Source organism: Shewanella rhizosphaerae (assembly GCF_019457655.1).
In the GTDB taxonomy this organism is placed as follows: Bacteria; Pseudomonadota; Gammaproteobacteria; order Enterobacterales; family Shewanellaceae; genus Shewanella; species Shewanella loihica.
The window spans coordinates 150,188-164,804 of the sequence record NZ_CP080420.1 but is presented as its reverse complement, the minus strand read 5'-3'; the positions used below and the strand labels follow the sequence as shown (position 1 = coordinate 164,804).

The window sequence follows — 14,617 nt, the reverse complement described above, 5'->3', positions numbered from 1 at the left end:
ATTAAATACTCAGTTACTTACGGCGCGAATATCCAGGCAGAATAAATCTATCTGGGGTCCGACACCGTCTACGTAGGGAATTAAGCTAACGTTTATTCGTTAACACCTACGGTCTTGGACGTGAACCATTTACACGAATGAAAATGGTCCTCAACCCACAAGGTGCGCGCATTATAGACTAATCCCCGCACCTTGTAAAACAAGCTAAGAAATTAAGAAGTTGGGTTCAGAGTGCTCTGATCAACCGCAACACCTGCACCCATAGTGGTAGAGATGCTTACTTTCTTAACGAAAACGCCTTTCGCTGCAGCTGGCTTAGCTTTGATAAGCGCGCCTAGCAGAGCGTCTAGGTTTTCTTTCAATTGAACTGGTTCGAAGTCCACTTTACCGATGGTAGTGTGGATGATACCGTTCTTGTCGTTGCGGTAACGAACCTGACCAGCTTTAGCGTTCTTAACAGCTTCAGCAACGTTTGGCGTTACAGTGCCAGTCTTAGGGTTAGGCATCAGACCACGTGGGCCCAGGATTTGACCTAACTGACCAACAACGCGCATTGCATCTGGAGATGCGATAACTACGTCGAAGTTCATTTCACCAGCTTTAACTTGTGCAGCAAGCTCGTCCATACCAACTAGCTCAGCACCGGCTTCTTTAGCGGCGTCAGCGTTAGCACCTTGAGTAAACACAGCAACACGTACTTCACGACCAGTACCGTGTGGCAGAACAGTCGCGCCACGAACGTTTTGGTCTGATTTACGTGGGTCAACACCTAGGTTAACCGCAACGTCAACACTTTCAACGAACTTAGCAGTAGCTAGTTCTTTCAGTAGTGCAACAGCTTCGTTGATGTCGTAGCTCTTAGTCGCTTCTACTTTCTCGCGGATCAAACGCGCGCGTTTAGTTAGCTTTGCCATGATATTAATCCTCTACTACCAAACCCATTGAACGCGCAGTACCTTCGATTGAGCGAGTCATCGCTTCAATGTCAGCACCAGTCATATCAGCGGCTTTAGTCTCAGCGATTTCCTGGACAGCGCTACGCTTGATAGTTCCCACTTTTTCAGTGTTAGGACGGCCTGAACCAGACTTAAGACCAGCAGCTTTAAGCAGCAGGAATGAAGCAGGTGGCGTCTTAGTTTCAAAAGTGAAAGAGCGATCAGTGTAAACAGTGATCACAACAGGAATTGGCATACCTTTCTCGAACTTTTCAGTACGAGCGTTGAATGCTTTACAGAATTCCATGATGTTGACACCTTTTTGACCCAATGCAGGACCAACTGGTGGCGACGGGTTTGCAGCACCGGCTGCTACTTGTAGTTTGATGTAACCATCAACTTTCTTTGCCATGAGACATTTTCCTCAAGTTTGGGTACAAACGCTAGCGGCGACATGCCGATTAGCTCCCCGAAAATAATGGGTGCGGATTATACAAAAATCCGCACCCATTTCCAATACGTTTTGTGCTTTATTTAATCAGCTTTTTTCGATCTGGCTGAAATCTAGCTCTACCGGTGTTGAACGACCGAAGATCATTACAGACACCTTAACGCGGTTCTTCTCGTAGTCGACCTCTTCAACGGTACCGTTAAAGTCGGCAAAAGGACCGTCGGTTACGCGAACCACTTCACCAGGCTCGAACATCACGCGGTGAGTCGGAGACTCTGTCGTCTCTTGTAGACGCTGCAGAATCGCTTCAGCTTCGCGATCAGAGATAGGCGCTGGACGATCAGAGGTACCACCGATAAAGCCCATCACACGAGGGATGCTCTTCACCAAGTGCCAGCTTTCATCGTTCATTTCCATCTGTACCAACACATAGCCAGGGAAGAACTTACGCTCGCTCTTACGACGCTGGCCTGCACGCATCTCAACCACTTCCTCTGTAGGTACTAGTACCTCGCCGAAGTAATGCTCCATGCCGTGCATTTTGATGTGTTCAAGCAATGATTTGCATACACGACCTTCATAACCCGAAAAGGCCTGAACCACATACCATCTTTTTTTAGCTTCAGTCATATGAAATGCCTATACGCCCGTAATAAAATTAACAATTCTCAGCAGTACCGCATCCATTCCCCACAGAACCAATGCCAGTACACCTGTTGCCAGTAGTACGATAAATGTCGTGTTTAGGGCTTCTTGACGCGTCGGCCATACCACTTTACGCACTTCAATGTGAGACTCGCGAGCGAAAGTCAGCGCTTGTTTACCCTTCTCGGTTTGAAGCGCGATAAAACCTGCTATAGCAAATGCCACTACGACACCGATAGCACGAACTAATACACTAGCTTCGCTATACATCTGATTAGCAATAATGGCGGCCGCTAGCAGTACGACTACTATGCCCCATTTAACGATATCCAGAGAGCTTCCCTGGTTTTCAGTATTTGTTGTCATCGGTTAATTCCGTTACTCACTACGACCTGAGCTTAAGTCTGGCCGGGCATAAAAAACTCGCAAGTGCTGAGATTGCCCAGTCCATACCACTAACATTCTCCGAACTTACTCCCAGAGCAAGCAGTAAGCCCAGAGGGTCAAAAATCGGCCATAGATTGTATTCTTATTCCGCGCAGTAAGCAAGGCTAAGCCGCACAAGGATAAGCACAATATCTGGGAGTTCTAAAACAAAAAAGGCAGCCTAAGCTGCCTTTTTCAGTGTGTTTGTAAAATCAAATGCTATTAAGCGATGATCTTAGCTACAACACCAGCACCAACTGTACGGCCACCTTCACGGATAGCGAAACGTAGACCTTCGTCCATCGCGATTGGGCAGATCAGAGTAACAACCATCTTGATGTTGTCACCAGGCATTACCATTTCAACGCCTTCTGGCAGCTCGATAGTACCGGTTACGTCAGTTGTACGGAAGTAGAACTGTGGACGGTAGCCCTTGAAGAATGGAGTGTGACGACCACCTTCTTCTTTTGACAGTACGTATACTTCTGATTCGAACTGAGTGTGTGGAGTGATTGAACCAGGCTGAGCCAGTACTTGACCACGCTCAACTTCATCACGCTTAGTACCACGTAGTAGTACACCACAGTTCTCACCTGCACGACCTTCGTCAAGCAGCTTACGGAACATTTCAACACCAGTACAAGTAGTCTTAGTAGTTTCTTTGATACCTACGATTTCTACTTCGTCACCAACTTTAACGATACCGCGCTCAACACGACCAGTTACTACAGTACCACGGCCTGAGATTGAGAATACGTCTTCGATTGGCAGAATGAATGCACCGTCGATAGCACGCTCTGGCTCTGGAATGTAAGAGTCTAGTGCTTCAGCTAGTTCTAGGATCTTAGCTTCCCACTCTGGCTCGCCTTCTAGGGCTTTCAGAGCTGAACCTTGGATAACTGGTAGGTCATCACCTGGGAAGTCGTATTCAGATAGCAGTTCACGAACTTCCATCTCAACTAGTTCTAGCAGCTCTTCATCGTCAACCATGTCACACTTGTTCATGAATACGATGATGAAAGGTACACCTACCTGACGAGAAAGCAGGATGTGCTCACGAGTCTGTGGCATTGGACCGTCAGTAGAAGCTACTACTAGGATAGCGCCGTCCATCTGTGCAGCACCAGTGATCATGTTTTTAACATAGTCAGCGTGGCCTGGGCAGTCTACGTGTGCGTAGTGACGAGTTGGAGTGTCGTACTCGATGTGAGAGGTATTGATGGTAATACCGCGCTCACGCTCTTCTGGAGCGTTATCGATCTGTGCGAAATCTTTAGCTTCACCACCGTACGTCTTAGTCAGTACGTGAGAGATAGCAGCTGTAAGAGTTGTTTTACCATGGTCAACGTGACCGATGGTGCCCACGTTTACGTGAGGTTTGCTACGTTCAAATTTTTCTTTAGCCATGGTATTGCCCCAATTAAGAGATACTTGGTGATGAAATCTACATACAACAAAAAATCCGATGCCTATTATGTCATCGAATCGATTTAATTAAGATAATTACGGAAGCTTAGTTGGGAAGGCTGAAGGCAGTTTATCGTGAACGGGACCCTGTTGGGCTGGCTCATAGATACGGGCACAATCAGCGAAAATTGGAGCGGATGGCGGGAATCGAACCCGCGTTATCAGCTTGGAAGGCTGGAGTAATACCATTATACGACATCCGCGCAACCTAACTAAGGTTACCTAACTACCTAGAAAAATGGTGGAGGGAGAAGGATTCGAACCTTCGAAGGCTGAGCCGTCAGATTTACAGTCTGATCCCTTTGGCCACTCGGGAACCCCTCCAGAGAAATGGTGCCGGCACCAAGAGTCGAACTCGGGACCTACTGATTACAAGTCAGTTGCTCTACCAACTGAGCTATGCCGGCGTGTCATTTCGGTAGCGGATATTAGGTAATCGTGAGCACAAGTGCAATACCTAATTTTAAAAATCTGCAAAAAAATCGCCTAAACGTCGTTTTTTCCGCCACGCAAGCCTCAGAAAGTGCACTATTTACCCACTAAGCTCCGACAGGTTAATAAGCCATTATGGAATCGTGTTTTTGATGTTGTTCCACCGAGGTCTATGGTGTACTGTGCCTTGCCTAAGGGGAGATTTCATTCATGCGCGCCAACAACCAAATTCACAATGCACTCTATCTCGCATTTGCCCGCCAGCAGTGGGCCGAGCTGCGAAAATCAGTGCCTCTGACACTCAGCGAGTCCGATCTCGACGATCTGCGCGGTATCAACGAATCTATCTCCCTCGATGAAGTCACCGACATCTATCTGCCCCTAAGCCGCTTGCTGAACCTGATCGTCGGCGCCAAGCAGCAGAGAGGACTGGTACTGAATCAATTCCTCGGTCGTGTGCCGCCTAAGCGCCCCTATATTATCAGCATCGCCGGCAGTGTCGCGGTGGGCAAGAGTACTACGGCACGTATCCTTCAGGCGCTGTTGCGTCAGTGGCCCGAGCATCCCAAGGTGGATCTGGTCACCACAGATGGCTTCCTCTATCCCCTGTCCGAACTCAAACGCCGCGGACTGCTACAGCGTAAGGGATTTCCAGAAAGCTATGATATGAAGCTGCTGGTCGAGTTCATCTCCAAGATCAAGGCAGGTGAGAGTCTGGTACATGCCCCTATCTATTCTCATATCAGTTACGACCGAGTGGCCGATACCCAGCAGGCCATAGAACAGCCTGATATCCTGATCATCGAAGGGCTCAACGTACTGCAGACGGGCCAAGATACCCATGTGGCCATACAGCAGCCCTTCGTCTCCGACTTTGTCGACTTCTCTATCTATGTGGATGCCGAAGAGCCGCTGCTCAAGGAGTGGTATATTTCCCGCTTCCTCAAATTCCGCACCGGCGCCTTTAGCGACCCTAACTCATACTTCCATCACTATTCAGAACTGACTGACGATGAGGCCACCAAGATAGCCGCCAACATCTGGGACAGCATCAACGGCCCTAACCTGAATCTGAATATTCTGCCTACCCGGGACAGGGCGCATCTTATCCTGCGCAAGGGCACAGATCATATGATGCACCAGGTGCTGATGCGTAAATAGGTTTAAAGTAGATAGCCAAGCACCTATAGATAGATAGATAGATAGATAGATAGATAGATAGATAGATAGATAGATAGATAGATAGATAGATAGATAGATAGATAGATAGATAGATAGATAGATAAACGGCCATCAAAAGATGGCCGTTTTGTTATGCAGGACGCATGGAGATCTCACCGCCGACGAAGGCCTTAGTGCCCTCCTCCGTCTTAAGCAATATTGCCCCCTGCTCGTCGATACCGCAGCAGATCCCCTCGACGCTATTCTCGCCCATCAACAGCTTGATCGGCTCACCGTCGAACAGATCGGCCTCGCGCCATCTTGACTGGAATGCCTTCAGACCTTGACGCTGAAACAGCTCCAGATCTGTCACCAACTGCTGCTGCAGCGCTATCATCAGCTCCGTTTTGTCCGGCAACTGCGCCAACTCTGACAGATCGCTCCAGGGCTGATCTATCTTATCCGCCTGCGCCGGCGACATAGAGAGGTTGATGCCTATACCTATCACCAGGTCACAAACACTGTCTGCCTGGCCACTCATCTCGATCAGTATCCCCGCAAGCTTCTTATGGTTGAGGTAGATGTCGTTCGGCCACTTAACCCCTATGCCATCGACTCCCAGTGAACGCAGCACTGTTACCAAAGAGCAGCCTACCACCAGGCTCAGTCCCATCGCCTGAGCCATCCCCTGGGAGAACTGCCAATAGAAGGAGGTATAGAGGTGGCATCCATAGGGAGATACCCATTGACGCCCGCGGCGTCCACGCCCGGCAGACTGATACTCGGCCACACAGATATCGCCACTGCTGAGATCCTTCACATGCTCGAGTAGGAAACCATTGGTGCTGTTGATCTCATTAAAATAGAAGCAGCGATTCTTGATAGCGGCCTTAAGCTTAGCCTCATCGATAAGCGAGATAGGTGTGGCTAACTTATAGCCCTTGCCTTTAACGCTATAGATGTCGACACCAAACTCTTCTAAGTTGGCTACCTGCTTGCTGACTGCCGCCCGAGAGATGCCGAGCTCACTGGCCAGCGCCTCGCCAGACACAAACTGGCCCTGACTCAACAAACGAATAATATCCCGGCGACGGGCCCACTGATCATGCATCTGCTAATTCCTTCTGTCCGGTTGCGCCTATGATCCTAGGTTCGACCTCTAACCTTACGCCAAATTGTTCGAATATCCTATCTATCACCAACTTCGCCAAGTCACATACATCCTGCCCCCTACAGCCCCCTCTGTTAACAATGACTAAGGCCTGTTTAAGATGAACCGATGCATTGCCGACAGACTGCCCCTTGAGCCCTGCCTTGTCGATCAACCAACCAGCCGCCAACTTGACCTGTGAATCCGCGAGCGCATAGCCGACTATGTCGGCATATTGCTGTTTAAGTGCGTCGAATGTTTGCTGGCTCACCACAGGGTTTTTAAAGAAACTGCCGACATTACCCAATACGGCAGGATCGGGCAGTTTGGCCATGCGTGTCTCGCAGATGCAGTCGAACACCTCTCTTGGCGTCACCCCTTGGGTACGTTCGCTCAATGCCTGCAATGGGCCATAGCTCAGATTGGGTTGCCACGCCTTGGGTAGCACAAAGCCCACCCGCAAGATCACGGCGCTATGTTTTAGGGCATTCTTGAAAATGGACTCTCGGTAGGCAAACTCGCAATCGCTACCATTCAGCCGCTTTATCTCACCGCTAGCGAGGTCGAGATATTCGACCCAGTCACAAAACTGTGCCAGCTCTGCGCCATAGGCACCTATATTCTGAATGGGCGCGGCGCCGACAGAACCCGGAATCAACGCGAGGTTCTCAAGTCCTGGCGTCTCATTATCGAGACAGAACTTGATGAGATCATGCCACACCTCACCGGCCTGGACACTGAGGTAATAGTACTTCTCATCCTGACTCACCTCTATGCCCTTGGTCTCCACTAATACGGCCGTCCCCTGAAAAGTTTCGGTGAGCACAATATTACTACCGCCACCTATCAGCAATAGCGGCTCTTGCTGCTTAAAGGCCTGCAAACAGACGGCAATAAGCTCAGCCTCCTGCCTTGCCCTAACCAATCGAAAGCAGTCAGCCTTAAGGCCCAGGGTATTAAATTGCGTTAAAGAGTGAGTGTTCTTGGAGTCCATAGAGGAAGCGTGATTTATGTCTGTCAGCCAAAAAAGCCATTGTAACGTATCTAACCCCGGCAACCTAAATCCCAACAAAGATTAATCTTGATGGAGCTCATGATTCACTTATGAATGGACACTGAAAATAGGAAGGACCGTACCGTTCGGCAATCGACCCCTGTAAAAAGGATACCCATACAGTTCTAACAGAGCTGCGAAGAGTATCGCGCAGCTAAAACCATTTTTTCGTTTGCTCTCGTTGATAGATGTTCAATCTCACATGGGGGCGTAAGACATCCGATTAGAACTGAACACAGGGAATAAACATTCCTGTTACTTTGTCAAAAGCAAAAGAACGGTAGCAGCAGAAAATGACCTACTCGGTTCGCGCAGCGAACACATGGGGGTGAAAGTGAGACTCTTTAAATACGCAGTATTTAGCCTCACCTGAACGCGGAGAAGCTATGCTTCGTAGCCGGAGACCCCGCTCAGCGGTGGGGCGACATCGGGAGTAGGCATTTATGCCTACATAAGTGAATAAGCCACCTGACTTTAATTAAGGTGGTTTCGAGAGTGTACGCCGATAATTTCATAAACCCCAAACGCAAAAAAGCCACCTTATTCAGGTGGCTTCTTCACTAAATTAGGCGCCTGGAAATGACCTACTCTCACATGGGGAGACCCCACACTACCATCGGCGCGATTGCGTTTCACTTCTGAGTTCGGGATGGGATCAGGTGGGACCACAATGCTATGGTTTCCAGACAAATTTGGAAATTCGGAAAGCTGTACTCTTATCTAAGAGTCAATTTGAGTTCGCACTTCAATCAAGTACTTTGTATTCTTTTGATTACGTAAAACCATTACTTACTTTGCAGTAAAAACCCTTTTGGGTTGTATGGTTAAGCCTCACGAGTCATTAGTACAGGTTAGCTCAACGCCTCACAACGCTTACACACCCTGCCTATCAACGTCCTAGTCTCGGACGGCTCTTTAGAGACCTTAAAGGTCTAGGGATGACTCATCTTAGGGCTCGCTTCCCGCTTAGATGCTTTCAGCGGTTATCGATTCCGAACGTAGCTACCGGGCAATGCCATTGGCATGACAACCCGAACACCAGCGGTTCGTCCACTCCGGTCCTCTCGTACTAGGAGCAGCTCCCTTCAATCATCCAACGCCCACGGCAGATAGGGACCGAACTGTCTCACGACGTTCTGAACCCAGCTCGCGTACCACTTTAAATGGCGAACAGCCATACCCTTGGGACCGACTTCAGCCCCAGGATGTGATGAGCCGACATCGAGGTGCCAAACACCGCCGTCGATATGAACTCTTGGGCGGTATCAGCCTGTTATCCCCGGAGTACCTTTTATCCGTTGAGCGATGGCCCTTCCATTCAGAACCACCGGATCACTATGACCTGCTTTCGCACCTGCTCGACGTGTATGTCTCGCAGTTAAGCTGGCTTATGCCATTGCACTAACCGTACGATGTCCGACCGTACTTAGCCAACCTTCGTGCTCCTCCGTTACTCTTTGGGAGGAGACCGCCCCAGTCAAACTACCCACCAGGCACTGTCCTCAACCCCGATTCAGGGGCCAGAGTTAGAACATCAACACTACAAGGGTGGTATTTCAAGGATGACTCCACGAGAACTGGCGTTCCCGCTTCAAAGTCTCCCACCTATCCTACACATGTAGGGTCAATGTTCAGTGCCAAGCTATAGTAAAGGTTCACGGGGTCTTTCCGTCTAGCCGCGGGTATACGGCATCTTCACCGCAATTTCAACTTCACTGAGTCTCGGCTGGAGACAGCGTGGCCATCATTACGCCATTCGTGCAGGTCGGAACTTACCCGACAAGGAATTTCGCTACCTTAGGACCGTTATAGTTACGGCCGCCGTTTACCGGGGCTTCGATCATGAGCTTCTCCGAAGATAACCCAATCAATTAACCTTCCGGCACCGGGCAGGCGTCACACCGTATACGTCATCTTGCGATTTTGCACAGTGCTGTGTTTTTGATAAACAGTTGCAGCCACCTGGTATCTGCGACTCCCGTCAGCTTAGAGAGCAAGTCTCATCACCAACAGGAGCGTACCTTCTCCCGAAGTTACGGTACCATTTTGCCTAGTTCCTTCAGCCGAGTTCTCTCAAGCGCCTTGGTATTCTCTACCCGACCACCTGTGTCGGTTTGGGGTACGATTCCTACTAACCTGAAGCTTAGAAGATTTTCCTGGAAGCATGGCATCAACTACTTCATCACCGTAGTGACTCGTCATCAACTCTCAGTATTAGGTACCCGGATTTGCCTAAGTACCCTACCTACAGCCTTAAACGCGGACAACCAACGCCGCGCTAGCCTAGCCTTCTCCGTCTCTCCATCGCAGTTAGCAGAAGTACGGGAATATTAACCCGTTTCCCATCGACTACGCCTTTCGGCCTCGCCTTAGGGGTCGACTCACCCTGCCCCGATTAACGTTGGACAGGAACCCTTGGTCTTTCGGCGAGGAGGTTTTTCACCCCCTTTATCGTTACTCATGTCAGCATTCGCACTTCTGATACCTCCAGCGTGGGTTACCCCTTCACCTTCAACGGCTTACAGAACGCTCCTCTACCGCACCAGCGCAAGCGCTAGTACCCATAGCTTCGGTGTATTGCTTAGCCCCGTTATATCTTCCGCGCAGGCCGACTCGACTAGTGAGCTATTACGCTTTCTTTAAATGATGGCTGCTTCTAAGCCAACATCCTAGCTGTCTAAGCCTTCCCACATCGTTTCCCACTTAGCAATAACTTTGGGACCTTAGCTGATGGTCTGGGTTGTTTCCCTTTTCACGACGGACGTTAGCACCCGCCGTGTGTCTCCCGAGTAGTACTCATTGGTATTCGGAGTTTGCAAAGGGTTGGTAAGTCGGGATGACCCCCTAGCCTTAACAGTGCTCTACCCCCAATGGTATTCGCTCGAGGCGCTACCTAAATAGCTTTCGAGGAGAACCAGATATCTCCCGGTTTGATTGGCCTTTCACCCCCAGCCACAAGTCATCACCGCATTTTTCAACATACGTGTGTTCGGTCCTCCAGTTGATGTTACTCAACCTTCAACCTGCCCATGGCTAGATCACCGGGTTTCGGGTCTACACCTTGCAACTAAACGCGCAGTTAACACTCGGTTTCCCTACGGCTCCGCTATTCGCTTAACCTCGCTACAAAATGTAAGTCGCTGACCCATTATACAAAAGGTACGCAGTCACGGTCTCAAGAACCGCTCCCACTGCTTGTACGTATACGGTTTCAGGTTCTATTTCACTCCCCTCACAGGGGTTCTTTTCGCCTTTCCCTCACGGTACTGGTTCACTATCGGTCAGTCAGGAGTATTTAGCCTTGGAGGATGGTCCCCCCATATTCGAACAAGATATCACGTGTCCCGTCCTACTCGTTTTCACCTAAAGTTAGTTTTCATGTACGGGGCTATCACCCTGTATCGCTGTGCTTTCCAACACATTCCACTAACACCCTCTAGGCTTAAGGGCTAATCCCCGTTCGCTCGCCGCTACTAGGGGAATCTCGGTTGATTTCTTTTCCTAAGGGTACTTAGATGTTTCAGTTCCCCTCGTTCGCCTCACTAAGCTATGTATTCACTTAGTGATGACACCTTATGGTGCCGGGTTTCCCCATTCGGACATCGTTAGCTCAAATGCTTGTTACTAGCTCGCCAACGCTTTTCGCAAGTTACTACGTCCTTCATCGCCTCTGACTGCCAAGGCATCCACCGTATACGCTTAGTCACTTAACCATACAACCCAAATGAGTTTCATCTGAGCTGCATCGCAACTAACGGTTTCTACTTTCGCCAAAAGAATACTCAAGTCACTTGATTAAAGTGTGTTTTGAGAACTCAATTATTTTTCGCAATAACCTTTCGGTTATTACTATCAGCTTTCCAAATTTTTAAAGAGCGGGCTTAAAAAAGCCAAAGATAAATTCTGCATTTATCTTTGGCATCTCTAACCATAACTGCATGCTCTCTTTAAGAGCAAATGGTGGAGCTATGCGGGATCGAACCGCAGACCTCCTGCGTGCAAGGCAGGCGCTCTCCCAGCTGAGCTATAGCCCCATTACATGCAGCGAGAATAATACGTTTACCGAATCTTTCCAGTTGAAAAGATTGGTGGGTCAGAGTGGACTTGAACCACCGACCTCACCCTTATCAGGGGTGCGCTCTAACCAGCTGAGCTACAGACCCAACGTCATTCTCTATCTTCTATCAAGTAATCTGTGTGAACACTCAACAAATATCAGTCAATCGTATAGGTAAGGAGGTGATCCAGCCCCAGGTTCCCCTAGGGCTACCTTGTTACGACTTCACCCCAGTCATGAACCACACCGTGGTAAACGCCCTCCCGAAGGTTAAGCTATCTACTTCTGGTGCAGCCCACTCCCATGGTGTGACGGGCGGTGTGTACAAGGCCCGGGAACGTATTCACCGTGGCATTCTGATCCACGATTACTAGCGATTCCGACTTCATGGAGTCGAGTTGCAGACTCCAATCCGGACTACGACCGGCTTTGTGAGATTAGCTCCACCTCGCGGCTTCGCAACCCTCTGTACCGACCATTGTAGCACGTGTGTAGCCCTACTCGTAAGGGCCATGATGACTTGACGTCGTCCCCACCTTCCTCCGGTTTATCACCGGCAGTCTCCCTAAAGTTCCCGGCATTACCCGCTGGCAAGTAAGGATAAGGGTTGCGCTCGTTGCGGGACTTAACCCAACATTTCACAACACGAGCTGACGACAGCCATGCAGCACCTGTCTCAGAGTTCCCGAAGGCACCAATTCATCTCTGAAAAGTTCTCTGGATGTCAAGAGTAGGTAAGGTTCTTCGCGTTGCATCGAATTAAACCACATGCTCCACCGCTTGTGCGGGCCCCCGTCAATTCATTTGAGTTTTAACCTTGCGGCCGTACTCCCCAGGCGGTCTACTTAATGCGTTAGCTTGAGAACCCAGTGTTCAAGACACCAAATTCCGAGTAGACATCGTTTACGGCGTGGACTACCAGGGTATCTAATCCTGTTTGCTCCCCACGCTTTCGTACCTGAGCGTCAGTCTTTGTCCAGGGGGCCGCCTTCGCCACCGGTATTCCTTCAGATCTCTACGCATTTCACCGCTACACCTGAAATTCTACCCCCCTCTACAAGACTCTAGTTGACCAGTTCGAAATGCAGTTCCCAGGTTAAGCCCGGGGCTTTCACATCTCGCTTAATCAACCGCCTGCGTACGCTTTACGCCCAGTAATTCCGATTAACGCTTGCACCCCTCGTATTACCGCGGCTGCTGGCACGAAGTTAGCCGGTGCTTCTTCTGCGAGTAACGTCACAGCTAACGGGTATTAACCGTTAACCTTTCCTCCTCGCTGAAAGTGCTTTACAACCCGAAGGCCTTCTTCACACACGCGGCATGGCTGCATCAGGCTTGCGCCCATTGTGCAATATTCCCCACTGCTGCCTCCCGTAGGAGTCTGGGCCGTGTCTCAGTCCCAGTGTGGCTGATCATCCTCTCAGAACAGCTAGGGATCGTCGCCTAGGTGAGCCATTACCTCACCTACTAGCTAATCCCACCTAGGTACATCCAATCGCAGAAGGTCCGAAGATCCCCTCTTTTCCCCCGTAGGGCGTATGCGGTATTAGCAGTCGTTTCCAACTGTTATCCCCCTCGACTGGGCAGTTCCCTAGGCATTACTCACCCGTCCGCCGCTCGTCATCTTCAAAAGCAAGCTTTTGAAATGTTACCGCTCGACTTGCATGTGTTAGGCCTGCCGCCAGCGTTCAATCTGAGCCATGATCAAACTCTTCAATTAAAAGTTTTTTTGCTCCACTCTTTATTCAAAAGGAAGCGACTCAATGAATTCTGATTCATATAAATGACTCGGAAGAATCATCTACATGTTTGTACATATTGCTATGAACACTCATTATCTCTAATGAGAAATTGCATTGAGATTTAAATCGTTTTCGATTAACTCAATACCTGTGAGTGTCCACACAGATTACTTGATAAATTGTTAAAGAGCGTTAGCGCATCCCGGCGATTCCCGAGTGGCTAGGGCTGCGTATTCTACGCAATCCCTTGTTCGCGTCAAGCAGTTTTTGCAAACTTTTTGAGGCTTCACTTTTCAGTGACTGACCACCTTATCGCCTTAGCTACCAAGTGTTTCGACGCTGCGTTGTCTGCTTTGCCGTGTCAGTGGATGCGCATTATAGGCAGTTCTGATTTGGGCGCAAGGGCTTTTTCAAGGATCGGCGATCGCAAGTCGATCTTTTAATCGCTTCGTTGAATTAAGAAACAAAATGAGGGGAAATCACACAGAATGGATCGAGATCTCGCAATATCAAAGGCTGCTAAAGTTCGTTTTTTCATCAATATGCTAGTGTAATTGCTAATAATTCATTACCATATACGAGCTGTTAACAGTTAATTATCAATTCCTCAGAGAACCTATTATATGCAAAAGCCATTTCTTATTGTTTTGATTGTCGCCATCCTGGGCGCATTGGCCATATCTCAGTTCACACCAGAGCTTTATTCAGCGGTCGCATTTTTTACTGGTGCTATTATTGCGAGTGTTATTTTTACACTTCAACCCTCTCCCGCTAACGCTAACGCTACCGGAGGCGACACTTACACAGGACCCACAATGACACTCTATGTAGGCAACCTGCCTTACCGTGTGCATGAAGGTGAAGTGAAAGAGTTATTTGGCAAGTATGGTCCTGTTAGCTCGGTCAGATTGGTTCGCGATCGCAAGACAGGACGTCGTAAGGGTTTCGGCTTTATCGAGATGTCAGAGGCGGGCGCCAAGAAGGCGATGACCAAGCTAAACGAATTCGAGTTCCAGGAACGCACCCTCAAGGTTCGTGAAGCTAAATCGCAAGATGCAGAGAAAAACGAAGCAGCACAGGCCAGCTAAGTTTAACCC

9 protein-coding genes, 5 tRNA genes and 3 rRNA genes are annotated in these 14,617 nt (G+C 49.2%); 2 read left to right on the top strand and 15 right to left on the bottom strand.

The genetic code is table 11. The annotated features are described in order from the left end of the window. Positions 1-212: 212 nt before the first annotated feature. From rplA to K0I63_RS00750, 8 genes are all read right to left on the bottom strand, one after another. Complete coding sequence (gene rplA / locus K0I63_RS00785; protein ID WP_220072785.1) at positions 213-914, bottom strand: 50S ribosomal protein L1; 702 nt, start codon at positions 912-914, stop codon at positions 213-215. Between the two features lie 4 nt (positions 915-918). Next, the gene (gene rplK / locus K0I63_RS00780; RefSeq protein ID WP_011863956.1) at positions 919-1,347 is read right to left on the bottom strand and encodes a 50S ribosomal protein L11; all 429 of its coding nucleotides are present in this window, start codon (positions 1,345-1,347) and stop codon (positions 919-921) included. Positions 1,348-1,473: 126 nt separating this feature from the next. Beyond that, positions 1,474-2,016, bottom strand: coding sequence for a transcription termination/antitermination protein NusG (nusG, locus tag K0I63_RS00775; protein ID WP_144204495.1), 543 nt, complete (start codon positions 2,014-2,016; stop codon positions 1,474-1,476). A 9-nt stretch (positions 2,017-2,025) separates the two neighbouring features. Next, on the bottom strand, positions 2,026-2,397 hold the full coding sequence (gene secE, locus K0I63_RS00770) for a preprotein translocase subunit SecE (RefSeq protein ID WP_011863954.1): 372 nt from the start codon (positions 2,395-2,397) through the stop codon (positions 2,026-2,028). Positions 2,398-2,679: 282 nt separating this feature from the next. Continuing rightward, positions 2,680-3,864 carry an elongation factor Tu gene (tuf, locus tag K0I63_RS00765; protein ID WP_011863965.1) on the bottom strand — a complete coding sequence of 395 codons (1,185 nt, stop codon included), beginning with the start codon at positions 3,862-3,864 and terminating at the stop codon, positions 2,680-2,682. Positions 3,865-4,053: 189 nt separating this feature from the next. Continuing rightward, positions 4,054-4,127: transfer RNA gene (locus tag K0I63_RS00760), tRNA-Gly, on the bottom strand. 36 nt (positions 4,128-4,163) lie between these two features. Beyond that, positions 4,164-4,248 (bottom strand) — tRNA-Tyr (locus K0I63_RS00755). Positions 4,249-4,255: 7 nt separating this feature from the next. Beyond that, positions 4,256-4,331, bottom strand: a tRNA-Thr gene (locus K0I63_RS00750). A gap of 235 nt (positions 4,332-4,566) precedes the next feature. On the opposite strand from K0I63_RS00750, the gene coaA reads away from it, so the two are divergent. Continuing rightward, complete coding sequence (coaA, locus tag K0I63_RS00745) at positions 4,567-5,517, top strand: type I pantothenate kinase (protein ID WP_011863952.1); 951 nt, start codon at positions 4,567-4,569, stop codon at positions 5,515-5,517. Positions 5,518-5,668: 151 nt separating this feature from the next. Here the strand turns inward: coaA and birA are convergent, their stop codons facing one another. The 7 genes from birA to K0I63_RS00710 all read right to left on the bottom strand — a co-directional run bounded on the left by birA (position 5,669) and on the right by K0I63_RS00710 (position 13,498). Further along, a complete protein-coding gene (gene birA / locus K0I63_RS00740) occupies positions 5,669-6,628 on the bottom strand; it encodes a bifunctional biotin--[acetyl-CoA-carboxylase] ligase/biotin operon repressor BirA (RefSeq protein ID WP_220059587.1) in 960 nt (319 codons plus the stop codon). Beyond that, entirely contained in the window at positions 6,621-7,661 is a 1,041-nt protein-coding gene (gene murB / locus K0I63_RS00735; protein ID WP_220082236.1) for a UDP-N-acetylmuramate dehydrogenase, read from the bottom strand. Before murB ends, birA begins: the two co-directional genes overlap by 8 nt. A gap of 631 nt (positions 7,662-8,292) precedes the next feature. After that, positions 8,293-8,408, bottom strand: a 5S ribosomal RNA gene (gene rrf, locus K0I63_RS00730). Positions 8,409-8,541: 133 nt separating this feature from the next. Next, positions 8,542-11,434: ribosomal RNA gene (locus K0I63_RS00725) — 23S ribosomal RNA — on the bottom strand. 245 nt (positions 11,435-11,679) lie between these two features. Further along, positions 11,680-11,755: transfer RNA gene (locus K0I63_RS00720), tRNA-Ala, on the bottom strand. A 52-nt stretch (positions 11,756-11,807) separates the two neighbouring features. Further along, positions 11,808-11,884: transfer RNA gene (locus K0I63_RS00715), tRNA-Ile, on the bottom strand. A 69-nt stretch (positions 11,885-11,953) separates the two neighbouring features. Further along, positions 11,954-13,498, bottom strand: a 16S ribosomal RNA gene (locus K0I63_RS00710). Together the 16S, 23S and 5S rRNA genes with 2 tRNA genes alongside form the textbook arrangement of a ribosomal RNA operon. 645 nt (positions 13,499-14,143) lie before the next feature. Here K0I63_RS00710 and K0I63_RS00705 point away from each other — a divergent pair. Further along, positions 14,144-14,608 (top strand): RNA recognition motif domain-containing protein, encoded by a 465-nt coding sequence (locus K0I63_RS00705; protein WP_220082235.1) that lies wholly within the window; start codon positions 14,144-14,146, stop codon positions 14,606-14,608. The last annotated feature ends 9 nt before the right edge of the window (positions 14,609-14,617 follow it).